At 67.8% G+C, this 22,925-nt stretch carries 20 protein-coding genes; 9 read left to right on the top strand and 11 right to left on the bottom strand.

Features of this window, described 5'->3' with window-relative positions; genetic code table 11:
- Nucleotides 1–2: 2 nt before the first annotated feature.
- Together NGK62_RS28670 and NGK62_RS28665 are read left to right on the top strand one after the other, a co-directional pair.
- A complete protein-coding gene (locus NGK62_RS28670; protein ID WP_251881534.1) occupies nucleotides 3–935 on the top strand; it encodes an SDR family NAD(P)-dependent oxidoreductase in 933 nt (310 codons plus the stop codon).
- Nucleotides 936–1,171: 236 nt separating this feature from the next.
- On the top strand, nucleotides 1,172–3,511 hold the full coding sequence (locus tag NGK62_RS28665) for a DNA internalization-related competence protein ComEC/Rec2 (protein ID WP_502803398.1): 2,340 nt from the start codon (nucleotides 1,172–1,174) through the stop codon (nucleotides 3,509–3,511).
- Between the two features lie 15 nt (nucleotides 3,512–3,526).
- Here NGK62_RS28665 and NGK62_RS28660 read toward each other — a convergent pair whose 3' ends face one another.
- The 5 genes from NGK62_RS28660 to NGK62_RS28640 form a co-directional block, all read right to left on the bottom strand.
- Nucleotides 3,527–4,510 (bottom strand): Bug family tripartite tricarboxylate transporter substrate binding protein, encoded by a 984-nt coding sequence (locus NGK62_RS28660; protein ID WP_059373444.1) that lies wholly within the window; start codon nucleotides 4,508–4,510, stop codon nucleotides 3,527–3,529.
- A gap of 48 nt (nucleotides 4,511–4,558) precedes the next feature.
- Nucleotides 4,559–5,647, bottom strand: coding sequence for an isocitrate/isopropylmalate dehydrogenase family protein (locus NGK62_RS28655; RefSeq protein ID WP_118932658.1), 1,089 nt, complete (start codon nucleotides 5,645–5,647; stop codon nucleotides 4,559–4,561).
- A 70-nt stretch (nucleotides 5,648–5,717) separates the two neighbouring features.
- The gene (locus NGK62_RS28650; RefSeq protein WP_251881530.1) at nucleotides 5,718–7,166 is read right to left on the bottom strand and encodes an NAD-dependent succinate-semialdehyde dehydrogenase; all 1,449 of its coding nucleotides are present in this window, start codon (nucleotides 7,164–7,166) and stop codon (nucleotides 5,718–5,720) included.
- 34 nt (nucleotides 7,167–7,200) lie between these two features.
- Complete coding sequence (locus NGK62_RS28645; protein WP_251881528.1) at nucleotides 7,201–8,424, bottom strand: iron-containing alcohol dehydrogenase; 1,224 nt, start codon at nucleotides 8,422–8,424, stop codon at nucleotides 7,201–7,203.
- A 31-nt stretch (nucleotides 8,425–8,455) separates the two neighbouring features.
- The gene (locus NGK62_RS28640; RefSeq protein WP_223283248.1) at nucleotides 8,456–9,469 is read right to left on the bottom strand and encodes an Ldh family oxidoreductase; all 1,014 of its coding nucleotides are present in this window, start codon (nucleotides 9,467–9,469) and stop codon (nucleotides 8,456–8,458) included.
- Nucleotides 9,470–9,580: 111 nt separating this feature from the next.
- On the opposite strand from NGK62_RS28640, the gene NGK62_RS28635 reads away from it, so the two are divergent.
- Nucleotides 9,581–10,303: a GntR family transcriptional regulator gene (locus tag NGK62_RS28635; protein ID WP_118934867.1), complete on the top strand. Its 723-nt coding sequence runs from the start codon at nucleotides 9,581–9,583 to the stop codon at nucleotides 10,301–10,303.
- Here NGK62_RS28635 and NGK62_RS28630 read toward each other — a convergent pair.
- The 6 genes from NGK62_RS28630 to NGK62_RS28605 all read right to left on the bottom strand — a co-directional run bounded on the left by NGK62_RS28630 (nucleotide 10,300) and on the right by NGK62_RS28605 (nucleotide 17,448).
- The gene (locus tag NGK62_RS28630) at nucleotides 10,300–11,211 is read right to left on the bottom strand and encodes an energy transducer TonB family protein (protein ID WP_251881526.1); all 912 of its coding nucleotides are present in this window, start codon (nucleotides 11,209–11,211) and stop codon (nucleotides 10,300–10,302) included. The genes NGK62_RS28635 and NGK62_RS28630 overlap by 4 nt on opposite strands.
- A 74-nt stretch (nucleotides 11,212–11,285) precedes the next feature.
- Nucleotides 11,286–12,635 carry a four-carbon acid sugar kinase family protein gene (locus tag NGK62_RS28625; RefSeq protein WP_251881524.1) on the bottom strand — a complete coding sequence of 450 codons (1,350 nt, stop codon included), beginning with the start codon at nucleotides 12,633–12,635 and terminating at the stop codon, nucleotides 11,286–11,288.
- Nucleotides 12,632–13,909 (bottom strand): ribulose-bisphosphate carboxylase large subunit family protein, encoded by a 1,278-nt coding sequence (locus tag NGK62_RS28620; protein WP_251881522.1) that lies wholly within the window; start codon nucleotides 13,907–13,909, stop codon nucleotides 12,632–12,634. Before NGK62_RS28620 ends, NGK62_RS28625 begins: the two co-directional genes overlap by 4 nt.
- 23 nt (nucleotides 13,910–13,932) lie before the next feature.
- Nucleotides 13,933–14,472 (bottom strand): VOC family protein, encoded by a 540-nt coding sequence (locus NGK62_RS28615; protein ID WP_059373431.1) that lies wholly within the window; start codon nucleotides 14,470–14,472, stop codon nucleotides 13,933–13,935.
- Nucleotides 14,473–14,538: 66 nt separating this feature from the next.
- Nucleotides 14,539–16,419, bottom strand: coding sequence for a TRAP transporter large permease (locus NGK62_RS28610; protein ID WP_251881520.1), 1,881 nt, complete (start codon nucleotides 16,417–16,419; stop codon nucleotides 14,539–14,541).
- 9 nt (nucleotides 16,420–16,428) lie between these two features.
- On the bottom strand, nucleotides 16,429–17,448 hold the full coding sequence (locus tag NGK62_RS28605; RefSeq protein WP_054456226.1) for a TRAP transporter substrate-binding protein: 1,020 nt from the start codon (nucleotides 17,446–17,448) through the stop codon (nucleotides 16,429–16,431).
- A gap of 112 nt (nucleotides 17,449–17,560) precedes the next feature.
- Between NGK62_RS28605 and NGK62_RS28600 the strand changes: the two genes are divergently transcribed.
- The 6 genes from NGK62_RS28600 to NGK62_RS28575 all read left to right on the top strand — a co-directional run bounded on the left by NGK62_RS28600 (nucleotide 17,561) and on the right by NGK62_RS28575 (nucleotide 22,919).
- Complete coding sequence (locus tag NGK62_RS28600) at nucleotides 17,561–18,622, top strand: LacI family DNA-binding transcriptional regulator (RefSeq protein ID WP_059373427.1); 1,062 nt, start codon at nucleotides 17,561–17,563, stop codon at nucleotides 18,620–18,622.
- Between the two features lie 114 nt (nucleotides 18,623–18,736).
- On the top strand, nucleotides 18,737–19,636 hold the full coding sequence (locus NGK62_RS28595) for a LysR family transcriptional regulator (protein WP_059373425.1): 900 nt from the start codon (nucleotides 18,737–18,739) through the stop codon (nucleotides 19,634–19,636).
- Between the two features lie 101 nt (nucleotides 19,637–19,737).
- Nucleotides 19,738–20,646, top strand: coding sequence for a transporter substrate-binding domain-containing protein (locus NGK62_RS28590; RefSeq protein WP_251881518.1), 909 nt, complete (start codon nucleotides 19,738–19,740; stop codon nucleotides 20,644–20,646).
- 81 nt (nucleotides 20,647–20,727) lie between these two features.
- On the top strand, nucleotides 20,728–21,483 hold the full coding sequence (locus tag NGK62_RS28585) for an amino acid ABC transporter permease (RefSeq protein ID WP_059373422.1): 756 nt from the start codon (nucleotides 20,728–20,730) through the stop codon (nucleotides 21,481–21,483).
- Nucleotides 21,480–22,163 (top strand): amino acid ABC transporter permease, encoded by a 684-nt coding sequence (locus NGK62_RS28580; RefSeq protein ID WP_251881516.1) that lies wholly within the window; start codon nucleotides 21,480–21,482, stop codon nucleotides 22,161–22,163. The genes NGK62_RS28585 and NGK62_RS28580 overlap by 4 nt, the downstream gene beginning before the upstream one ends.
- A 27-nt stretch (nucleotides 22,164–22,190) precedes the next feature.
- Entirely contained in the window at nucleotides 22,191–22,919 is a 729-nt protein-coding gene (locus NGK62_RS28575; protein ID WP_251881515.1) for an amino acid ABC transporter ATP-binding protein, read from the top strand.
- The last annotated feature ends 6 nt before the right edge of the window (nucleotides 22,920–22,925 follow it).

The following is a 22,925-nucleotide window of genomic DNA, read 5'->3' as shown; positions in this document are numbered from 1 at the left end:
GCATGGGTATCCTGAAAGGCCGTACCGCGATCATCACGGGAGCAGGGCAGGGAATCGGCGCGGCCATTGCCCTCGCCTTTGCGCGAGAGGGCGCGAATCTGGTCATCAACGATCTGGGAACCGGACCGGACGGCACTGGCGGCGACAATGGCCCGGTGCATCGCGTCGCCGAACAGATCAACGATCTCAAGGGCAGCGCGGTGGCTGACGCGGGCGACATCGCCGACGTTGCGACGGGGCGGCGGCTGGTCGAGATGGCAGTGGCGAAATTCGGGAAACTCGATATCGTCGTCAATGTCGCGGGCATACTTCGCGACCGGATGATCTTCAATATGAGCGAGGCCGATTGGGACGCTGTCATCCGCGTGCATTTGAAGGGGCATTTCAGCACCGTTCAACCCGCGGCGGCCTATTTCCGCCAGCAGCGCAACCCGGAAGGGAACTACCGCATCATCAACTTCACTTCGGCTTCGGGCCTGCAGGGGTCGCCCGGGCAGGCCAACTATGCCGCGGCCAAGATGGGGGTGGTGGGGCTGACGTATTCGTTGGCGCAAGGACTTGCGCGCTACGGCGTTACGGCCAACGCCATCGCTCCGCTGGCGGCAACGCGACTGACCGGCACGATTCCCAGCGACAAGAAGGGGGGCGATATGGACAGTGCCAGAAAGGTAGCGCTCATGCCGGAGAACATTGCGCCGATCGCGTTGTATCTCGCCAGCGAACGTTCGGGTTGGCTCAACGGGCGCACACTGTCCGCCGGCGGTTTCGATGTCGGGCTGTACAGCAATCCCGAAGAGATACGTCAGATCAGCTCTGCCGCTCCGTGGCAGTTTGATCAATTGTCTTCCATGCTGGAGAAGACGTTCAAGCAGGTCGCCGACGGTCTGCCGCCGAGCGTGTTCGCGATGCCGCCTGCCAACGCGGCGGCCAGCTAGATGAGCTAAGGCGGGCTTCGGCCGGAGCGGTTTGCAACGGACGCGGTTTCTTCGAAACTGCGTTCGACCGTAAGGGCTGAAACCGTGCACGCAACCTGCTACGGCGCCGCCCCTGGGCCTACGCTATCCCATTTCGGGAGGCGGAAATCACGGGCCGAATTTTCTGCATGGCGTTTGTGGCGGGCGCGGGGCTGGTTCAGATATCTGCTCAAGTCCCCGCCGCCGGCGTCCAGTGGGTGCTGGCAGGAATCTGCCTGTTTGCGTTCGTTCTTCGCCCGCGCATGCGCCGCGGCGTTGCGCGCCAGCTTGCGGCGCTGGCATTGGGGGCGTGCGCGGGCCTCCTCAATGCCGCCCTGCAGGCGCAACTCCGGCTGGACGACGCGCTGTCGGACGAGCACCAGGACGCCGTGTCGCGCCTGGCGCTGCGCGTGGCCAGCCTGCCCGCTGGCGACGAGCGCAGCCAGCGCTTTCTGGCCGAACTCGACGAACCTGCGCCGCCCGGCATTCCCTCGCGCATCCAGGTCGCCTGGCAGGCGCCGCCCGGCCCGCAGGCGCTGCTTCCCGAAATCAAGCCCGGCCAGGTTTGGCGCATGGCGCTGGTGTTGCGGCGTCCGCACGGCTTGTTGAATCCAGCCGGACCGGATGTGGAAGGGCGCCTGTTCGCGCAAGGGATACGGGCGGTAGCTACGGTCCGCGGGCAGCCCAGGCTGCTGGCGGACCGGCCCTGGGCGACGCCAGGCATCGCCATTGAGCGGGCGCGCCACAGCGTGCGGGAGGGCTTGCGCGCGGCCTTGGGTGAGCATCGCTATGCGCCGGTGATGATCGCCTTGGCCATTGGCGACCAGGCCGGCGTGGCGCGCGAGGACTGGCTGCTGTTCAACCGCAGCGGCATTACCCATCTGGTGTCGATCAGCGGCATGCATGTGACGTCGATCGCGGGCATCGCCGGGTTGCTGGTGGCGGCGCTGTGGCGGCGAGGGCGGTGGCGCGGCGCGGGGCTGGCCGAGCATGTGCCTGCGCGGGTGGCGGGCGGGGCCGCGGCCGCGCTGGTCGCGTTGCTGTATTGCCTGCTGGCCGGCTGGGGCGTGCCGGCGCGCCGCACGTTCTTCATGCTGTCGGTGGTGCTGGCGGCCGCGGTGTCGCGTTTGCCGCTGTCGGGTGGCCGGGTGCTGGCGTGCGCGGCTGCGGCGGTCGTGGCGCTGGATCCGTGGGCGCCGGTGTCGGCGGGATTCTGGTTGTCGTTCGGCGCGGTGGCGGTGCTACTGCGCATCGCAGACGCGCCGATTGACCGCGAAGCCGGCTGGCGCCGGCGCTGCACGGCCAGGCTGGCGCAGGCGGCGCGCCTGCAGCTGATGGTGACCGTGGGCCTGACCCCCTTGCTGGCTTACCTGGTGCACCAGGTATCGCTGGGATCGCCGCTGGCCAATGCGGTGGCGATCCCCGTCGTGACCTTCATCGTGACGCCGCTGGCCTTGCTGTGCGCGGCCTTATCGGTCTTGCCGGGCGCGCAGGGGCTGGCCGAGTTGGCCGGGCGATGGGGTCTGCAGGCGTTTGACCTGACCATGGCGCCGGTGTCCTGGGTGGGCAACGCGTCCTGGGCCAGCATGCCGGTTGCGGCTGCGCCATGGCCATGGCTGCTGTTGGCCGTGGCGGGCATGGCGTGGGCGCTACAGGTGCGCGGATGGCCGGGCAGGCATCTGGGGTGGTTCTGCATGCTGCCGTTGCTGTTTTGGCGGCCCGACCGGCCCGAGCCGGGATATTGGCGCATGAGCGCGATGGATGTGGGGCAGGGCAGCGCCATCCTGGTTGAGACGGCCAGCCAGGCCTTGCTGTTCGACGCGGGGCCGCGCCATTACGGCGGCAGCGACGCGGGCGAGCGCGTCGTCGCGCCGTTCCTGTTGGCGCGGGGCATCCGGCAGCTGGACGTGCTGGTCCTGTCGCATGCCGATCTGGACCACGTGGGCGGATTGCGCGCGGTGCTGGCGGCGGTTCCGGCTGGGCGCAGCTACGCATCGTTCGATCTGGCTGCGTTCCTGCGACGCGATATCCGGATGTGGCCGCAAGCCGGCAGCGCCGCGCCGCCATCGCCCGCCGACATGGGGCGTTGCCAGCGCGGCATGAGTTGGGAGGCGGACGGCGTGGCGTTCACCTTCCTGAATCCCGCCGATGGCGGTGGCAAGAAGGGAGAGGGCCGCAATGCCGATAGCTGCGTGCTGCTGGTGCAAGGTACATCGCATGCGCTGCTGCTGACAGGCGATGTGGGCGTGGCTCAGGAGAATGCGCTGGCCCAGGCATTGCCCCAGGTCGACGTGGTGATGGCGCCGCATCACGGTTCGGCATCATCCTCGGGCCGGGATCTGGTGGCCGCGTCCGCCGCCGGCCATGCGATCGCGCAGGCGGGGCATCTGAACCGCTTCCGCCATCCGGCCCGCGCGGTGGAGCTGCGGTGGACGCGCGCCGGCGCGGCGTTCTGGCGCAGCGACCGCGACGGCGCGGTGATGGCGACTTCAGGCACCGGGGGGCTGGATGTGACGGCTGAGCGTGAGCGCGGGCGGCGGTACTGGCATGGGCGCTGAGGCCGCCCGCGGCGTTCAATTGGCGCCGAGCAGGTTCGCGCTCTTGACCAGCGACGATACGCGTTGGGAGTCGCGCTTGAGCAGATCGGAGAATGCGATGGGGCCGCGTTCCTGCGTGGTAGGCGCTTGCGCCGCCAATTGTTCCAGACGAGTCTTGAACTCGGGGGTGTCTATCGCTTGCGACAGGGCGGCGGCCAGTTTTTCGACCACAGGCTGCGGCGTGCCAGCCGGCGCCACCAGGCCATTCCAGATAGCGAGATCGAACTCAGGCAGCCCGCCCTCGGCAAAGGTGGGGATGTCCGGACTTTGCGTCAGGCGCGCAGTTCCGGTCACTGCAATGGCTTTGACGCGCTTGTCCTGATGCAGCGGCAGCATGGTCACGGTCTGGTCGATGACCCCGTCGATCATGCCGCTCATCAAGTCGGTCAGCGCGGGACCCGTGCCGCGATAGGGAATGAGTTCGCCGCGTGCGTCGGCGAAGTGCAGAAACATGGCCTCGGCCAGGTGCGCCGTGCTGCCCGGCCCGCTTGAGCCCAGGTTGAGCTTGACGGCGTTCGCGTCGCGGATGCGCTTGAGCATGGCGGGCAGATCCTGGATGCCGCTCTTGTTGCTGACCGACAGCACCATGGGCACGGTCGCGACGATGCCGATGGGCGCCAATTCCTTTTGCGGATCGTAGTTGGCCTTGGGATGCAGATGCGGCAGGATCGCCAGCGACATGTTGTTGAAGGCCAGGGTGTAGCCGTCCGGTGCGCTCTTCTGCAGCTTCTGCATGCCGATGAGGCCGCCGGCCCCGCCGGAGTTTTCGACGACTACCGTCTGGCCCAGTTGCTTGGACAGCGACGTGGCCACCAGGCGGCCCAGCGTGTCGCTGGTGCCGCCGGGCGCGAAGGGCACGATGACCGTGATGGCGCGGCTGGGATAGTCCTGGGCGGCGGCGGGAGCGGCAAAGGCTGCCGCGGTCAGGGCGGCGCACAGGAAGGGGGTGATGCGTAGCATGGGGTGTCTCCTCGTATTCTCTTTTCTAGGTGGGGATCGGCCTGGCCGTCAGCGCGACAACGCGCGGCAGACGGCGTCGGTCATGTCGGTGCAGCTTGCCGTGCCGCCCAGGTCGCGTGGCACGTGGTCGCCTTTGGCGAGCACCTGTTCGACCGCGCGCTCGATGCGTTGCGCGGATTCGGAGAGCGCGGCATCGGCATGCTTGTCGCCCAGCCAGCGCAGCATGAGCGCGCCCGACAGGATGGTGGCCAGTGGGCTGGCGGCGTTTTGGCCGGCAATGTCGGGCGCGGATCCGTGCGCGCCCTGGAAGAGCCCATGGGTGTCGCCCAGTTCTGCGGAGGCCGACAGGCCCATGCCGCCTATCGTGGCGGCGCCCAGGTCGGAGATGATGTCGCCGAACATGTTTTCCGCCACGATCACGTCATAGAAATCCGGCCGCTTGAGCATGTGCACCGTGATGGCGTCGGCATAGGCGTAATCGATTTCGACGTCGGGATAGCTGGCGGCCACGTCGTCGCAGACCGCGCGAAAGAAGGCGTAGGTGCGCAGGATGTTGGCCTTGTCGCACACCGTGACGCGGCGCTTGCCGTCACGCGGCGCGCCGTTGCGCTGGCGTGCCAGCTCAAAGGAAAAGCGGGCGACGCGTTCGATGCCCTTGCGGGTGACGACGATGGTGTCGGTCGCCACTTCGTCGCGCAGCACGATGCCGCCGCCGCGGCTGGCGTACAGGCCTTCGGTGTTTTCGCGCACGATGACGTAGTCGATCTGTCCGGGCTTGAAATGCTTGAGCGGCGAATCGACGCCCTGGTATAGGCGGATCGGGCGCACGTTGGCGTACAGGTCCAGCCGGAAGCGCAGGCGCAGATGCAGGTCGTTTCCGACTTCGGTGCCGTCGGGATAGGTCACGCCCGGCATGCCCGCCGCGCCGTGCAGGATGGCGTCGGCCGCCTTGCAGGCTGCGTAGGTGTCGTCGGGCAAAACCTGGCCCGACCTGACGTAGTGATCGGCGCCGCCGTCGTAGCTGCTGAATGAGAGCAGGTCGGCGCCGCAGGCTTCCTTCAGTACGGTGATTGCCGATTGGCAGACCTCCGGACCGATGCCATCGCCGTCGATGGTCGCAATTTCATACTTAGCCATGTGTGGCTGTCTCCTCGTGAGGGTTTTGCAATCAGAGGGACGGCCGCGTCCGGGACGCGGCCGTCAGGGCTTACCAATTGGTCGATATGTACTTGGCTTCCATGAACTCCAGCAGCCCATGGTGCGCGCCTTCGCGGCCCAGGCCGCTTTGCTTGACGCCGCCGAACGGCGCCGCGGGATCCGATACCAGGCCGCGGTTCAGGGCGATCATGCCGCTTTCGATGCGTTCCGATACGCGCAGTCCACGCGCCAGGTCGCGCGTATAGACGTATGCCACCAGCCCATACTCGGTGGCATTGGCCAAGGCCACGGCTTCGTCCTCGGTATCGAACGTCACGATGGGCGCCACGGGACCGAAGATTTCTTCAGCAAGCAGGTCGGCATCGGCGGGCACATCCACCAGCACGGTGGGCTCGTAGAAGTGACCGGCGCGGTCCAGCCGCTTGCCGCCGGCCTTGATCCGCGCACCCTTGGCGACGGCGTCGGCCACCAGCGATGCCACCTTGTCCACCGCGCCCGCATTGACCAATGGGCCGCATTGCGTGCCGGGATCGACGCCGTCGCCGGTTTTCAGCGCGGCCATGCGTACGGCGAAGCGGGCGCTGAATTCCTCGACCGCGCCGCGCTGCACGTAGAAGCGATTGGCCGCCGTGCAGGCTTCGCCGCCGTTGCGCATCTTGGCGATCATGGCGCCTTCCACGGCGGCATCGATATCCGCGTCGTCGAAGACCAGGAACGGCGCGTTGCCGCCCAGTTCCATCGAGCAGCTGATGACGGAATCCGCCGCCTTGCGCAGCAGCACGCGGCCCACTTCCGTCGAGCCGGTGAAGGAGAGCTTGCGCACGCGCGGATCGTCCAGCACCGCGTCGGCGAACTTGCCCGCCGAGGAGGTCGTCAGTACGTTGACCACGCCCGCGGGCACGCCGGCTTCTTCCAGCAGGCGCATGACGGCGTAGGCGGTCAAGGGGGTCTCGGTGGCGGGTTTGAGGATGCAGGTGCAGCCGGCGGCCAGCGCGGGCGCGATCTTGCGGGTGGCCATGGCTGCGGGGAAGTTCCACGGCGTGACCAGCAGTGCGATGCCTATGGGCTGGTATTGCACGATGATGCGGCTGGCGCCGCTGGGCGACACGCTGATATCGCCATTGATGCGCACCGCCTCCTCGGAAAACCAGCGGAAGAACTCGGCGGCGTAGGCGACCTCGCCGCGCGCGTCGGTCAGCGCCTTGCCGTTTTCCTGGGAAATCAGACGTGCCAGATGGTCGGCGTCGCGGATCATCAGTTCATAGCACTTGCGCAGGATTTCGCCGCGCTGGCGCGCGGGCGTGGCTGCCCAGCCGGCGGCGGCGCGCGCCGCTGCGTCCACGGCCGCGGCGGCGTCTTCGAGCGTCGCGTCCGCCACGCTGGCGATCACCTGTTCGGTGGACGGGTCGTACACGTCGATGCGACGGCCCGAGGTGGAGGCGCGCCAGGCGCCGTCGATGTAAAGGTCTGTGGACAGCTTGTTGGCCTCGATGGTCATGCGTCAGCTCCGGATGTGGGTGGAAGGCGGGTTATCAAGATGCGCGAAACGAGCCGTGTCCCGCGTAGGCGGCGGCCACGATGGCGGCGATGCCGTCCTGGTCCAGCGGGCGCGGGTTGTTCGTGACCAGGCGCGCGGCCAGCATGGACTGCGCGGCGATCCATTCGAGCTGGTCGGCGCGCACGCCCAGTCCGGCCAGCGTCGCAGGGATGCCGATGCGCGAGAACAGGTCATACACATGGCGCGGCGCGCGGGCGGCGAGGCGCGCGGGATCGGTTTCCGTGTCCCCCATCGCCGTAGCGATGGCCGCATAGTCGGCACTGCAGGCCGTTGCGTTGAAATCCATGACATAGGGCATCAGGGTTGCCACGCCCGCGCCGTGCGCCGTGTGCGTCAGCGCGCCGATCGGGTACTGGATGGCGTGCGCCGCCGCGGTGCCCGCCACGCCGAAGGCCAGGCCAGCGGCCAGCGCCGCGGCCATGACCTGGCCCCTGGCATGAAGGTCGGCGCCGTCGTCGACGGCGCGGGGCAGATAGGACGCGAGCGCGCGGATGGCAATCAGCGCCTGCTGGTCGCTGAAGGCGTTCTTGCCGACGAATACGCGGGTCTGCGCAATGTCGGCATCCGGACTGCGGCGGACCGCGGTCAGGGCCTCGATGGCATGGGTCAAGGCGTCGGCGCCGGCGATGGCGGTCAGTCCCTTGGGGCAGGTCAGCGTCAGTTCAGGATCGCAGATGGCGGTGTGGGGAATCAGGTGCGGACTGGAGACGCCCACCTTCAGATCGCGGGCGCTATCGGCCAGCACGGCGACTGGCGTGACCTCGGAGCCCGTGCCCGATGTGGTGGGCAGCGCGATCACGGGTAACACCGGGCCAGGCACCTTGTATTCACCGTAGTAATCGGAGGCCTTCCCGCCATGCGTCAGCAACAGGCTGACCAGCTTGGCCATGTCCAGGCAACTGCCGCCACCCAGTCCGACGATTACCTGTGGTTGGAACGCGCCGTGCGCTGCCACGCATTCGTAGACGCCCTCGACGGGCAGGTCCGGCTGGGTGCGGTCGTACACCTGGACGCGCACGCCGGCGCTTTCCAGCGTGGCCAGCAGTTCGGACATTTCCGCCGTGGCGGCGAAGCGCTCGTCGGTGCAGATCAGCGCGCGCTGGCCCAGGGCGGCCGCGACGCGGCCCAGCGCAAGACGCTGGCCGTTGCCAAACAGCACGGCGCGCGGTGCGCGCATGATTCCAAACAATTCACTCATTGTGGATCCTTGAAGGTGAGTCTTGGGAAATTCAGGCGGTGCGTTGCGCGAGATCGAGGATGCGGCGCCAGACCTCGTCGGCCAGTTCCATGCCGCTATCCAGCCGCAGGCGGCGTTCGGTGCGCGCCCGATCGCCTGGCACCGCGACGGGCCGCCCGGGCAGCAGGGCAGGGCAGGCGCGGATGTCATCCAGGTATCTGGTGACGCGGCTGGCAATCCCGCCCGACCCAGCCTCGATCGCGATGAAGACGTCGCCCTTGTTGCATATTTCGCTGGAATCCAGCGTGCCCTTGACGGCATTGCCCAGCGCGGATGCCGTCAGGCTGGCGACCAGGACCTCGAACGCCAGGCCCAGCGCGTAACCCTTGGCTTCACCGAAGGGGGCCAGTGCGCCCGCCTTGGCAGCTTCGGCATCCGTGGTGGGGTTGCCGGCGCCGTCGAGCGCCCAGCCCGGATCGAGCGGCCGGCCATGGTTGGCGTAGTCGTGGATCTTGCCCATGGCGACCTGGCTGGTGGCCATGTCCAGCACGAACGGTTCGTCCGCGGTGGGCACGCCGATGGCGATAGGATTGGTGCCGATCAGGGCGTGGCGGCCGCCCCAGGGATGGACCAGGGCCTCGCTGGTCGACAGGGCCAAAAGGATCTGGCCTTCGCGCGCCGCTCTTTCCGCGTAGAGCGCCAGCATGCCGATATGGTTGTTGTTGCTGACCGCGGCGATGGCGATTCCCGTCTCGCGGGCGCGTTCGCGGATCTGCTCCAGGGCTGCCAGCGCGATCACCGGACCCAGGCCGCGCTCGCCATCCATGTCCAGGAAGGCTGGGGAGCGCCAGACGGCCGTGCCGCGGGTCTTCGGGTCGGCCACGCCGTTGTGGATGCGTTCGATGATGCGCGGCAGGCGCAACAGGCCGTGGGACGCGCGGCCGCGCAATTCGGCTTCAAGCAGCAGGTCGGTCTGCGTCGCGGCGTGGTCGGCCGGGGTTCCGGCCAGTTCCAGTGCGCGGATGCAGACCTGCCGTGCCTCCCCCATTTTTATCGTTGTCGTCATAGTGTCGTTAAGTTGTTAAATCCGATCGGATCTGAAATACGATCTGATTTATGCTAACCTCGTAACAAATTGGACGTCAACACATAGTTGGCAAATCAGGGTGAAACAACCATGACGACACTCTCTCGCGGTTCCGCAGCCGTACTCTCGACCCTGCCCGCGGCCGGCCAGCGCCTGGGCGAGCGCGTGCGGTCGTTGGGCGATGAGGTCTATGAAACGCTGCTGTCGCAGCTCATTTCCCTGAAGATCGCGCCCGGCATGCGTATCGCGGTCGATGCGCTGGTGCGTGAGCTAGGCGTCTCGCAAACGCCGATACGCGCCGCGCTGATCCGGCTTGAAACCGAAGGGCTGGTGGTCAAGACGCATCACGTGGGATACAGCGCGGCGCCCATGCCTACGCGCAGGCGTTTCGAGCAGATGTACGAATTGCGTTTGCAGCTGGAACCATTCGGGGCAGGGCTGGCGGCGCAACGCATGACGGACGCGTCACTGCAGGAACTGGCGGCGCTGTCTGCGGCGATGAGCGCCCCGAGCGCCGATGACGCGCGCGTGGCCTATGGCAAATTCGCCGTGCTGGACGCGCAGTTCCACTCCTGGATCGCGGAACAGAGCGGCAATGAGCTGCTTGCCGAAGCGCTGGCCCGGTTGTATGCGCATACCCATCTGTTCCGGCTGCGTTTCCACTCGCGGGTTACGGAAGAAGCCGTGACCGAGCACGCGCGCATCGTGCGGGCGCTGAACGAGCGTGACGCTGAAGGCGCGCAGGATGCCATGCGCGACCACATCCTCAGGTCGCGCGAGCGCATGGCGCCGTACTTCGAAATGCTGGATTAGCGCGCGGCGGGTCCGGGCGCTTGTCCGCCCAGGCTGATGCCGTCCCGGATCTTGCGGAACGCGGACAGGGCTGCCGGCATGTCTTCGCTTGCCACTGTGCAGCGCATGGCCACGCGCAGCGTCGCCGTATCCACCAGCGCGTTGTACTCCCGCAGGCGGGTGCCATCCGGCCGGGCGCCTGCGGGCGCGACATAGTCGATGCCCTTGGCGCCTTGCAACTCAAAGCCGCTGCGCTGCTCGGGCGATTCGCCCTGCGCGGCCAGGATCGCCTCGGCCGCGGCCATGCGCTCGGCGGCAGAGAGCGGCGCTTCGGCGCCGGGATGCGTCTTCAGCGATTTGCGCGGCGTGCTGAAGCCGATGCCGCACAGGTAGCCGGCCGCATCCGGGACTTGCGGCGCGCCGTTGGCGCGGACGATCTCGACCAGCACGTCGAATTCGTCGGACTTGCCGTGCTTCACGATCCGATATGCCTCGGGCACGGCTACGCCGAATCCGCGCGTCCGGTCGGCATAGCGGCGCTCGGCGTCGCTGGCGGGCTCGTCGATCATCTGGAACCGCACCGGCAGCATCAGGATTTGCCTGTCGGCGTGCATGTCGCTGGTGAAGGCGGGCAGCGGGCTGGCGCGGCGGACCATGCGGACCGCGGCCTTGTCGACGGCGACATAGCCCGAGGAACTGGCCAGGTCCACCGCGTCGATCTTGCCGTCCCGCAGGACGGTGAGGCGCAGGCGCAGGCTTAGTGGACCGTCAAGTTCGTACGCTTCCTTGGGCATTTCCAGATGGCTCTGCAGCTTGCGCATTGCGCCGGTGGTCCACTCGGCCTGATTGACGGGGGCGGCGGCTGAAACCGCCGTGGACGCGCACAAGGCGATCGCGGCCATGGCGCAGGCGCGTATCGGCCAGTTCATGTGGGCAAGTCTCCTGGGGATGCGGCGCCCGCCGGCTGGGCGCACCGGCGCAGCATAACCCGGACGCACACGCTTCAGCGCTGCCCCGACGCCAACTCATCGAACAGCAGATCGCCGCCCATCTGCCCGCCCTTGAGCATCAGCTCGATGCCGTCGGTCACGGGATCGTCGCTGCGGGTCAGGCTGACCGTCACGCCCGGCGCCAGCACGCAGCGGAACGCCAGGCCCCAGACGCCCAGGGCCAGGGTGGCCTGGCTGGAGGTATCGCCGCCGGCGATGCCGATGCGCGACAGGCGCGCGCCGGCTTGCGCGCTGGCGCGCACGATGTCCGCCACCAGTTGGCCGGTGGCGCGGGCGGTTGCAGCGGTCTGATGCGGGGCGAGGGGCTGGGCGGGCCGGTCGGTGTGCGCCAGTACGTTGCGGCCCTGTGCCAGCGTGGCGGCGGCCAGCTGCGCCTGTTGCGCGGCATAGGCAGGGTCCCGCAAGAGCCGTTCCGCCTGCAGCGGCTGGCGCTGGTATTGCCGGCACGCGGCGATCTGCCTGGCCGTGACCGGAGACAGGCTGCCGGCGACCGCCAGCACCGGACCCGAGGCCGCTTGCAGCGGCGCGGCCGCGGCGCTTGTGCCGCCGGTTGGCATGGCGCGGGCCAGCGCCTGCTGCACGCTGCTGGGGCCGACCGCCAGCAGCGGCAGGCAGGACGCCGCGCGCCAGATGAGGCGGCCGATGATGGCCAGCTGTTCTTCGTCGACCAGATCCAGCAGCAGCGGCCCGTCGGTACTGTCGATGACCTGGTTCATCCAGTCGTCCAGCAGCGGCGCATCCGCCGCCCGCCGCAGGCGCGGGTAGGCCGTGTGCGGCAAGGAGCGGATGTCCGCCAAGCCCTGCGCCGCCAGGTGCAGGCGCAGGTCGGCCTCGTGCATGGGGGTGACGGGATGCGCGCTCATGACCGGATGGCGGTCGATGCGGTGGATCTCGGGCGCGGACCCCGCGCGCGCGAACAGCTGGGCGAAGCTGCAATAGCGGCCGATGCTGGGCTGCCCGCCCACGATAGGCACCAGCGGGTTGGGCATGTGGCGGCGCAGCTCGCGCACGGCTGCGCCGATGCTGCCCACATGCGGCGCGCTGTCGAAGGTGGAGCAGCACTTGTAGTGCAGCACGCGCACGCCCGCACCCGCCATGTAGCGGCCCACGGCGCGCAGTTCGGCCTGCATGTCGGCCGGCGCCATGCCGCGCGCCGCGCCCGCGATGCCGATGGCGTCCAGCGGCCCGGCGCGCTCCAGTTGTTCCTGCGTGGGCACGCCCAGGAACAGCAGGCTGCGCAGGCCGGCGCGGGCGGTTTCGGCCAGCGTGTCGGTGGCGCCGGTGAAGTCGTCGCCGTACCAGCCCAGCCGCGGCCGCGTTTCTTCTTGCGCCGCTGAATTCATGCGCGGCCGCCGAAGCGTTCGATGGCGCGGCGCAGTTCCGGCGCGTTGCGCGCGTAGTCTTCCAGGCGCTCGCCGTCGCGCATGGCCTGCCAGGCCTGGCGGATGCTGAGCACGCCCGCGGCGGGGCCGTCCGGGTGGGCGAGGATGCCGCCGCCGGACATGAACAGCAGATCGTCGCTGCGCACGGCGGCCCAGGTGGCGGGCACGGTGCCGGCCCATTGTCCGGACGAGAATGCCGGCATGACGGGGTCGTCGATCCCGGGAGTCAGCGAGGCCAGGCAGTCGCGCGCCGACTCGACGACTTCCGCGTCTTCCTGGGCGAACTTGCCCTGCAGGCCGTGCACGTGCATATGGTCCACGCCGGCCAGTCGCCATAGCGTCTGGTAGGCCTGGAAGCCCACGCCCAGCAAGGGGGCACGAGACAGCGCGCCGTAGCCGTTGCGATGCCCATGCAGCGCCAGCGGCGTGCCGCGGCGCAGGGTCTGGATGGCCGAGTAGCCGCAATGGTTCAGGCTGGCCATGACGCAGGTGCCGCCTTCGCGTTCAATCAGGTCTGCGTGGCGGCGCATGGCGTCGGTTTCGTCGCTGATGTTGAACGCCACCATGACCTGGCGCCCGGTGCGTTCGCGGTGCGCGCGCACCACCGCCATGACGGCGGCGACGCGCTGGGCCAGCGGCGCGTGGGCGGGGTTGGCGCAGACCTCGTCGTCCTTGATGAAGTCCACGCCCGCGGCGCATAGCTGGGCCGCCAGGTGCGCGGTCTGTTCGGGCGACAGGCCGACGTTGGGCTTGATGATGGTGCCTATCAGCGGACCGTGGGCCACGCCGGTCAGTTGGCGCGTGCCGGCGATGCCCGCGCGCGGCATGTCGAACTGGGCGCGGTAGTTGGCCGGCAGCTCCATGCTTTCCAGGCGCAGCCCGGTGACTTCGCCCAGGTCGTACAGGTTGCCGCCTACCGTGGCAGCCAGCGTCGGCAGGTTGGCGCCGACGTTGGCGACGGGAAAGGCGATGCGCACGCGGGCGCGCTGGTAGCGGCCGGGCATGCCGCCCGGCTGGCGAGCCAGCCAGGCGTTGGGCAGGCTGGGCGCGGACACGGATTCCAGGGGCTCGATGGACTCGATGCGCGCGCGGGCACGGGCGCGCAGCTCGTCGGTTTCGCCCTGCACCCGGGTAAAGGTGCCGCAGGATTGCTCGCCGGCCATGATCTCCGCGACCTTTGCGGGGTCCAGCGGGGTTTCGATCAGGTAGGTGGCGCTAAACGATTGGGAATTCATGGCGGCGGTGGCGGGTAAGGGAATCAGATCCGGTTGAGGTCGGGAAAGGGGCGCACGGGGTCCTTGCCGTCCCAATCGCGGGCGCTGTCGCGGATCAGGTCGAACAGGCGACCCTTGGGACCGGCGACTTCGGATAGTTCGATCACGGTGCCCGGGTGGTATTCGGTGTCGAAGTAGATGAAGCGGCCTTTCTCGCCCACTTCGCCGCTCATCTTGGGCTTGAAGCCTTGCGCCAGCAGGCGTTCCAGGTCGGCGTCATAGCTTTCGGTCCAGTAGGCCACGTGCTGCAGCCCGGTGCGGCCGGCCTGCAGGAAGTCGCGGTACATGGAGGGCACGTCGTTGCGGGTCTGGATCAGTTCGACCTGCACGAAGCCGGAGTTGGCCAGCGCTACCGAGTTGTGCGGTTCGTGGCGCGCGCCGTCGTACTGGTAGTTGACGATGGGCACGCGCGGGTTGTAGTACCAGGGGCCCACGCCCAGCGTGCTGCTCCAGTAGTCCATGGCGGCTTCGATGTCGTGCACCACATAACCGAGTTGGCGGATTTCGCCCAGGAAACGACTCATGATGGATTCTTTGCGGGAGAGGTTTGAGGATGTCGGGAGGATGCGGCCCGCTGCGGGCCGCTGACCTCACAGGAAACCGATGGAGAACCAGGGGAAGGCGGCGACGATCACCAGGCCCACCAGCAGCGCGGCGACGTAGCCCCAGATCGGGCCGATGCCTTCGTTGGGATCGACGCGGCTGATGGCGCAGGCGCCGTAGTAGCCCACGCCGAAGGGCGGCGCGAACAGGCCTATGCCCATGGCGAAGATCACGACCATGGCGTAGTGCACCTCATGCACGCCGGCCTGCGCCGCGATCGGGAACAGCAGCGGGCCGAACAGCACGATGGCGGGTATGCCTTCCAGCACGCTGCCGAGGATGATGAAGGCCACGATGGACACGGCCAGGAAGCCGTAGCTGCCGCCGGGCATGCCGGCCATCAGCTTTGCCAGGTCGCCGGAGAAGCCGGACTGCGTCAGCGCCCAGGCCATGGCCGTGGCGCAGCCCACGATCAGCATGATGGCGCCCGACAACGAGGCGGTCTCGATCAGCATGGGCTTCAAGCGGGCCCAGTCGAAGCGCCGGTAGATCAGCAGGCCGACCACGGCCGAGTACACGATGCCTATGGTCGAGACCTCGGTGGCGGTGGCCACGCCTTCGACCACGGCGGCGCGGATCACGAAGGGCAGGGCCACGGCGGGCAGGGCAATGACGAAGAAGCGTCCGATCTCGCGGGCGCTGAAGCGCTGCGCCAGGCTCAGGTCTTCCTTGCGGTAACGCCACCACACCACCGAGCACAGGGCCAGGCCCAGCACCACGGCCGGCAGCAGCCCGCCGGTGAAGAGCGCGGCGATGGACACGCCCGTCACCGAGCCGATGGTGATGAGCACGATGGACGGCGGAATGGTCTCGGTCTGCGCGCCGGTGGCGGACAGCAGCGCCACCAGGTCGCCGGGCTTGGCGCCGCGCTTCTGCATTTCCGGGAACAGCACGGGCGCGATGGCCGCCATGTCGGCGATCTTGGAACCCGAGATGCCGGACACCAGGTACATCGCGCCGATCAGCACGTAGGACAGCCCGCCGCGCACGTGGCCCAGCAGGCTGGCCAGGAACTGGATCATGGCGCGCGCCATGCCGGTCATCTCGATCAGCGAACCCAGGAAGATGAAGAGCGGCACCGCCAGCAGCATCAGGTGCGACATGCCCTCGTCCAGCCGGCCCACCATCACCACCATGGGCGTGTTGGTGGTCAGGGCCAGGTAGGAGAACGTGGCCAGCGCAAACGAGAACGCGATGGGCACGCCCGAGAACACCGTGGCGGCGACGATGCCCACGAAGAAGATCAGCAGGTTCAGCTTGCCCAGCGTGGCGAAGAGGGGCTGCGCCACCCAGAACAGCGCGACCACGGCCGCGGCTCCCGCCAGCGCCGCCAGCATCTGCGACGCGGTCTGGGTGCGCAGGAGGCGCAGCAGCGCCACCACCGCCATCAGCCCCATGCCCACCGGAATCGCGGCGGCGCGCCAGGCGTTGCTCAGCTCCAGCGCGGGCGTGATGATGAAGTGTTCTTCATGCGCGTATTCCACGGCGGGCGCCAGGATCAGCGCCAGGAAGGCCAGCGACGCGGCCAGCGCCAGCGTTTCCAGCTGGGCGCGGCGCGCCGGACTGACATTGTTGACCAGCGCCGTCATCCGCATGTGTTCGCCGCGCCGCAGGGCGACCACCGCGCCCAGCATCGACAGCCACAGGAACAGGATGGATGCCAGTTCGTCGGACCAGACCAGCGGGCTGTGCAAGGCGTAGCGCGCCACCACGCCGGCGAACAGCACCGCGATCTCGACCAGCACGATGGCCGCGGCCACGTGTTCGACCACGCTGCCCAGCAGCGCGTCGAGCGCGCCGGCGGCGCGGCGCAAGGGGTGGGCCGGCAGCGCCTGCGGCGCGGCGTGGGGAGCGGACAGGGAGGACATGGCGCGTCCTCAGGCCAGCTTGCCGACGGCCTGCTCCAGCAGGGTCCAGGCCTCGTTGCCGAAGCGGCCCTGCCATTCCTTGTAGAAGCCTGCCGCGCGCAATTGCTCGCGGAAGCTGTCTGCCGACGGCTGGTTGAACAGCAGTCCCTTGCCCTCCAGGTCCGACTGCACCGAGGCGTTGAGCTTCTTGATATCTTCGCGCTGGGCCAGGCCGGCCTCGTTGATGCCGCGCGCCACGACGGTCTTCAGGTCTTGCGGCAGGCCTTCCCACATGCGGCCGTTGGCGATGAACCAATAGCCGTCCCAGATGTGGTTGGTGAGCGAGCAGTACTTCTGCACTTCGTACAGCTTGGCTACCTGGATGATGGGCAGCGGGTTCTCCTGCGCATCCACCACCTTGGTCTGCAACGACGAATAGACCTCGCTGAACTGCAGGCTGGCAGGGGCGGCGCCCAGGCCCTTGAACATGGAGATCGGCAGCGAGCTGACCGGCACGCGGATCTTCAGCCCTTCCATGTCGGCGGCGGACTTGACCGGCGCCTTGCTGCTGGTGGTCTGGCGAAAGCCGTTGTCCCACATTTTTTCGAAGGCGTAGAGGCGGCGCTGCGCGATGGCGGCGCGCACGTGGGCGCCAAGCGCGCCGTCCATGGCGCTCCAGACCTGGTTGTAGTCCTTGAAGGCGAAGCCTACGGCGTTGATCGCCGCGACCGGCACCAGGGTCGCGATGACCAGCGCGGACGGGGTGAAGAAGTCGATGCCGCCCGAGCGCACCTGGGCCAGCATGTCGGTGTCCCCGCCCAATTGGTTGTTCGGGAAGATCTTGATGTCCACGCGGCCGTTGCTTTCCTTGAGGATGCGTTCGGCGGCCTCCTGGGCGCGGATGTTCAGCGGGTGCGTGACCGGCAGGTTGTTGCCGTACTTGAGCGTGTAGTCGGCGGCGCGGGCGATCAGCGGAAAGCCCGAGGTCAGGGCGACGGCGGGAACCGCGCAAAGGCGGCGCAGGGCGCTACGGCGTGTCAGCAGCTTCATGCTTGTCTCCATAATCTTGGTTATGATGTTTTTTGATGTGCCACAACAGCGCCAGTACCATGCGGCAGACTGGACAATAGTGAATCGTTGCCAACATCGTCAAACCTGATTAATGATGGATTTTGATGTGAATCGAACGCCTCCCGAACGCAAGCTGGCACGCCTGGCCGATGTGGCGGAGCGCGCTGGAGTGTCGACCGCGACCGCCGACCGGGTCCTGAATCGCAGGCCGGGCGTGCGCGCCAGCACCGCCCAGAAAGTCTTCAAGGCGGCCATCGAGCTGGATTACCTGCCGGAGCAGGAGGTCCGCGCGGCCGCGGCGCCCGAACCCTTGCGGCTGGTGTTCCTGCTGCCGCGAGGCAGCAACCGCTACTTGCGCATGCTGGGCGACACCGTCAGCTATGCGCAGGAGCACTTCGCGCCGCTCAACGCCAGGTGCCAGGTCGAGTACGTGGAGAGCTTCAATCCGGACGCGCTGGCGCAGGCGCTGGCCAAGCATGGCAAGCGCGCCGACGGCATTGCGTTCATGGCGCTGGAGCACCCCGCGGTGCGCGAGGCGGTCAACCTGCTGGCGCAGCAGGGCGTGCCGGCGGTGACGCTGATCTCCGACCTGGCCAACAGCGCCCGCGTGGCCTATGTGGGCCTGGACAACCGCGCCGCCGGGCGCACCGCGGGCTACCTGATCGCGCGCTTCATCGGGTCGCGCGCGGCGCACGTGGCGCTGATCGCCGGGTCGCGCCACTACCGCGCCCACGAAGAGCGCGAAGGCGGCTTCCTGCAGCTGTACGCCGAACAGTTCCAGGCCATGCAGGTGGTGGACCTGCGCGAAGGCTACGACGACGCGCAGCGCAACTACGAACAGACCCGCCAACTGCTGGAGCAATATCCGCAGTTGGCCGGCATCTACAACATCGGCGGCGCGTCCGACGGCGTGGCGCGCGCGCTGAAGGAAGCCGGGCAGCAGCACCGGGTGGTCTTCATCGGCCACGGCCTCACGCCCGACACCCGCGCGCTGCTGATCGACGGCACCATGGACGCGGTCATCACGCAAAGCCCGATGGAGGCGCTGATGAGCTGCGTGCGCATCTTCTGCAACCTGCGCGACAAGCGCAGCCCGATGAACGGGGTGGAACTGGCGCGCAGCCAGGTGATCTTCCGGGAAAACCTGCCCTAGGCGGAGGAGTCGGGAGTAACCCTGACTGCGGGCGCGTTATGCAAACTATGCATAAGCCCGCCGGGCGCGGTCCCTATACTGCCTCGCATTCACTCTGACGGCGCGGCGGTTGCAATGGATCTACGTTGGTTCCAGGATTTCCTGACCTTGGCGGAATGCGGGCAGTTCACCACGGCGGCCGAGCTGCGGCATGTGTCGCAGTCGGCGTTCAGCCGCCGCATCCAGTCCCTGGAAACCTGGGCAGGCGCGGCGCTGATCGATCGGGGCTGCTTTCCCTTGCGGCTGACGGTGGCGGGCGAGCAATTCCGTTCCAATGCCGCCGAGATCGTGCGCAAGGTGGTGGATGCGCGCGGCGAGGCCAGCGTCACCGGCCATGACGGCGCGGTCCTCAGGGTGGCGATGCCGCATTGCCTGGCGACCTCGCACTTCCCGGGTTGGTGCGTCCGCTGGAAGGAAGAGAGCGGGGTCGAGTCGCTGCGCCTGCATGTGGGCAATGTGCACGATTCGGTCGAGTGGCTGGCGGCCGGCGTGGTGGACTTGCTGGTGTGCTTTCGCCACGCCGCGGAAGACATACAGCTGGATCCGCAAGCCTATATGCGGACCGGCATGGAACCCGACTTCCTGCGCCTGTTCCGCCCCGCCGCGATGCCGGTGGACGAAACCGCGCTGTACGACGCCGATTCCCAGGCGCGTTACCCCTATGTGTCGCATGCCCAGGGCGCCTATTTCCGGCGGCTGGTAGACCTGTCTTGCGGCGACCTGTTGCAACGTCCCGTCCTGCAGCGCGTCTGCGAAACCGATTTCGTGGACGGCGCGCGCACGCTGGTCAGCGCCGGCGTCGGGCTGGCGTGGCTGCCCGAGTCCAGCGCCCGGGCGTCGGTGGACGCGGGAGAGATCGTAGCGATCAAGGACCGGCGCTGCGCCGTCCCGATGCAGATCTGCATGTATGCGCGCCGCCAGGGGCCGGCCCAGGAGCCGGTGCAGCGCGTGTTCAACCTGTATACCCAACGTTGACTGGCCGCGCCCGCCACTCCCGCCACGGGCGGGAGACGGGCGCGCTCGGCGGCGAGTCCTGCGCAGCACCCCACAAGTACATGAATCCCAAGGAGAAAAGCATGGCACTTTCCATCAAGGCATTGATCGCGGCATTGACGGTTGCAATGGCGGGCCCCGTCGCGGCCCAGCAGCTCGACGGCACGCTGAAGAAGGTCGCGGACACAGGCGCGATCACCATCGGCCATCGCGAGACCTCGATTCCGTTTTCCTATTACGACGGCAACCAGAAACCCGTCGGCTACTCCATCGACATCTGCAATCGCATCGTCAGCGCGGTGCAGGCCCGTCTGAAGCGCAGCGACATCCAGGTCAAATACCTGCCCGTCACCTCCGCCACGCGCATTCCGCTGATGGGCAACGGCACCATAGACCTGGAGTGCGCCTCGACCTCCAACACGCTGGACCGCCAGCAGCAGGTGGCGTTCTCGGTCACGACCTTCGTCACCGGCAACCGGTTCCTCAGCCAGAAGTCGTCCAAGTTGCGTTCCATCGACGACCTGAAGGGCAAGGTGGTGGCGTCGACCTCCGGGACCGCGAACATCCGTCAGATCAACGAGCTGAATGAAACGCGGGGCTTGGGCATGCGCATCGTGCCCGTGAAGGAGCACGCGGAAGGCTTTCTGATGGTGGAGACCGGCCGCGCCGCCGCCTTCGTGATGGATGACATCCTGCTGTACGGCCTGATCGCCAACGCCAAGCAGCCCGACCGTTACGAGGTGTCCGACGAGTCCCTGTCGATCGAGCCCTACGCCATCATGCTGCGCCGCGACGATCCGCAGTTCAAGGCGCTGGTGGACGACACCATCAAGGCGCTCTATGCCAGCGGCGAGTTCCAGGCCCTGTACGACCGTTGGTACCGCAGCCCGCTGCCGCCCAAGGGCATCAACCTGAACGTGGCGATGAGCGAGGCGCTCAAGCGCGTGGTCGCCACTCCCACCGACTCGGGCGATCCGGCCGCCTACCGCTAGGCCCGGAACCTGCCGCAATACGCCGATGCGCGGCCCCGCCCCGGGGCCGGGACCGCGCGCGGCCTGATCATCGAGAAAAGCATGGCATATCAATGGAACTGGGGCGTGCTGCTGGCCCCGTCGCCCGATGGCGGGCAAACCTATCTGCAAACCCTGCTGGATGGATTGAGCGTGACGGTCAAGACGGCGGCGCTGGCGTGGCTGATCGCGCTGGCGCTGGGCCTGGCGGTCGGCGTGGCGCGCACGCTGCCGTATCGCGGGGTGCGCGCGGCGGCGGCCGTCTACGTGGAAGTGTTCCGGAACATCCCGCTGATCGTGCAGATGTTCCTGTGGTACTTCGTCTTGCCGGAACTGCTGCCGACGGCGGCGGGAGACTGGATCAAGCAACTGCCCGACGCGTCCTTCTACACGGCGGCGCTGGCCATCGGCATGTATATGTCGGCGCGCATCGGCGAACAGCTGCGCGCCGGGATTGAAGCGCTGCCGAAGGGGCAGCGCAACGCGGGCCTGGCGCTGGGGCTGACCCTGCCCCAGTTGTACTGGCACGTGCTGTTGCCGAACGCGCTGCGCACGGTCCTGCCCACCATGACGTCGGACTGCCTGAACACCATCAAGAACACCTCGGTGGCGCTGACCATCGGGCTGGCGGAACTGACCGCCCAGGCCCATGCGATGCAGGAGTTTTCGTTCCAGGTGTTCGAGGCGTTCCTGACCGCGACCATGGCCTATCTGGCGCTCAACCTGATTGTGATCGTGGTGATGCGGGCGCTCGAATACAAGTTGCGCATTCCGGGGCGCGCGGTCGGCGGGCGCGCGGCGAAAGGGGGCAGGGCATGACGGATTTCGACCTGCAAGCCATCGTTGACGCGTTGCCGTACCTGATCCTGTCGGGCCTGCGTTTTACCCTGCTGCTGACCTTCACGTCGACCGTGGGCGGCGTGCTGCTGGGCACCTTGCTGGCGATTGCGCGGCTGTATGGCGGCCGCCTGCTGGCGTGGCCTGCCACGGTGTACGTGAACCTGTTCCGCTCGCTGCCACTGGTGCTGGTGATCTTCCTGATCTATTTCATCCTGCCGTATGCGCTGCAGGCGGTCACGGGGGCTGAGCGGCCCATCGTGCTGGGGGCCATGGGGTCGGCGTTCATCACCTTCATCCTGTTCGAAGCCGCGTATTTTTCCGAAATCATCCGGGCCGGAGTCGGGAGCGTGGGGCCAGGCCAGTATGCCGCCGGCAGCGCCCTGGGCCTCACGCATGGGCAAGTGCTGCGCAAGGTGATCCTGCCGCAGGCGTTTCGCAACATGCTGCCGGTGCTGCTGACCCAGGTGATCGTCATCTTCCAGGAAACGGCGCTGGTCTACGTCCTGTCGCTCACGGATTTTCTGGGGGCCGCGACCAAGATCGCGCAGCGCGACAACCGCCTGGTGGAAATGTACATGCTGGTGGCGCTGGTGTTTTTCGTGATCTCGTTCACCGCCTCGCGCGGCGTGCGGGCGCTGCGCGCCCGGATCGGGGCCTGAAGCTGTTTCCATGAGGAGTCTACATACATGATCGAGATCGAACGGGTCGGCAAGCGCTACGGCGATCTGCCGGTGCTCAAGCAATGCTCGCTGCGCGTGCAGCGCGGCGAGGTCGTGGTGGTCTGCGGGCCGTCCGGGTCGGGCAAGTCCACGCTGATCAAGTGCGTGAACCGTCTGGAACCTTTCGATGCGGGCCGCATCGTGGTCGACGGCACCGACGTCGGCGCGCCCGGCACGGATCTGCCCAAGCTGCGCGCCCGCGTCGGCATGGTGTTCCAGCATTTCGAGCTGTTCCCCCATCTGACGGTGCTGGAGAACGTCTGCCTGGGGCAGGTCAGCGTGCTGGGCCGCAGCCGCGCGCAAGCGCTGGAGAAGGCGGCCGCGCTGCTGGAACGCGTCGGCGTGGCGGCGCATGGCGGCAAGCACCCGGGACAGCTATCGGGCGGGCAGCAGCAGCGGGTCGCGATTGCGCGGGCGCTGGCCATGGACCCGGTGGTGATGCTGTTCGACGAGCCGACCTCGGCGCTGGACCCGGAAATGATCGGTGAAGTGCTGGACGTGATGACGGGGCTGGCGCGCGACGGCATGACCATGATGGTCGTCACGCATGAAATGGGATTCGCGCGCCGCGTCGCCGACCGCGTCGTGTTCATGGAGTCCGGCGAGATCGTCGACGATGCCAGCGCCGAGGCGTTCTTCGGCAACGCCGCGTCGGCGCGTTCGCGAGCTTTCCTGTCCCGCATCATCAGCCACTGATTTCCT

Source organism: Achromobacter sp. Marseille-Q4954 (genome assembly GCF_943737025.1).
GTDB lineage: Bacteria > Pseudomonadota > Gammaproteobacteria > Burkholderiales > Burkholderiaceae_B > Achromobacter > Achromobacter bronchisepticus_A.
This window is presented reverse-complemented; position numbering and strand designations above follow the sequence as displayed.

Coding starts and splice junctions, on each gene's coding strand:
- NGK62_RS28660 (WP_059373444.1), bottom strand. CDS start 4,510: ATGCTACGCATCACCCCCTTCCTGTGCGCCGCCCTGACCGCGGCAGCC.
- NGK62_RS28630 (WP_251881526.1), bottom strand. CDS start 11,211: ATGAACTGGCCGATACGCGCCTGCGCCATGGCCGCGATCGCCTTGTGC.
- NGK62_RS28650 (WP_251881530.1), bottom strand. CDS start 7,166: ATGACCATCGAGGCCAACAAGCTGTCCACAGACCTTTACATCGACGGC.
- NGK62_RS28585 (WP_059373422.1), top strand. CDS start 20,728: ATGGCATATCAATGGAACTGGGGCGTGCTGCTGGCCCCGTCGCCCGAT.
- NGK62_RS28600 (WP_059373427.1), top strand. CDS start 17,561: ATGATGGATTTTGATGTGAATCGAACGCCTCCCGAACGCAAGCTGGCA.
- NGK62_RS28575 (WP_251881515.1), top strand. CDS start 22,191: ATGATCGAGATCGAACGGGTCGGCAAGCGCTACGGCGATCTGCCGGTG.
- NGK62_RS28580 (WP_251881516.1), top strand. CDS start 21,480: ATGACGGATTTCGACCTGCAAGCCATCGTTGACGCGTTGCCGTACCTG.
- NGK62_RS28590 (WP_251881518.1), top strand. CDS start 19,738: ATGGCACTTTCCATCAAGGCATTGATCGCGGCATTGACGGTTGCAATG.
- NGK62_RS28610 (WP_251881520.1), bottom strand. CDS start 16,419: ATGTCCTCCCTGTCCGCTCCCCACGCCGCGCCGCAGGCGCTGCCGGCC.
- NGK62_RS28615 (WP_059373431.1), bottom strand. CDS start 14,472: ATGAGTCGTTTCCTGGGCGAAATCCGCCAACTCGGTTATGTGGTGCAC.
- NGK62_RS28640 (WP_223283248.1), bottom strand. CDS start 9,469: ATGACGACAACGATAAAAATGGGGGAGGCACGGCAGGTCTGCATCCGC.
- NGK62_RS28670 (WP_251881534.1), top strand. CDS start 3: ATGGGTATCCTGAAAGGCCGTACCGCGATCATCACGGGAGCAGGGCAG.
- NGK62_RS28620 (WP_251881522.1), bottom strand. CDS start 13,909: ATGAATTCCCAATCGTTTAGCGCCACCTACCTGATCGAAACCCCGCTG.
- NGK62_RS28595 (WP_059373425.1), top strand. CDS start 18,737: ATGGATCTACGTTGGTTCCAGGATTTCCTGACCTTGGCGGAATGCGGG.
- NGK62_RS28645 (WP_251881528.1), bottom strand. CDS start 8,424: ATGAGTGAATTGTTTGGAATCATGCGCGCACCGCGCGCCGTGCTGTTT.
- NGK62_RS28625 (WP_251881524.1), bottom strand. CDS start 12,635: ATGAATTCAGCGGCGCAAGAAGAAACGCGGCCGCGGCTGGGCTGGTAC.
- NGK62_RS28635 (WP_118934867.1), top strand. CDS start 9,581: ATGACGACACTCTCTCGCGGTTCCGCAGCCGTACTCTCGACCCTGCCC.
- NGK62_RS28605 (WP_054456226.1), bottom strand. CDS start 17,448: ATGAAGCTGCTGACACGCCGTAGCGCCCTGCGCCGCCTTTGCGCGGTT.
- NGK62_RS28655 (WP_118932658.1), bottom strand. CDS start 5,647: ATGGCTAAGTATGAAATTGCGACCATCGACGGCGATGGCATCGGTCCG.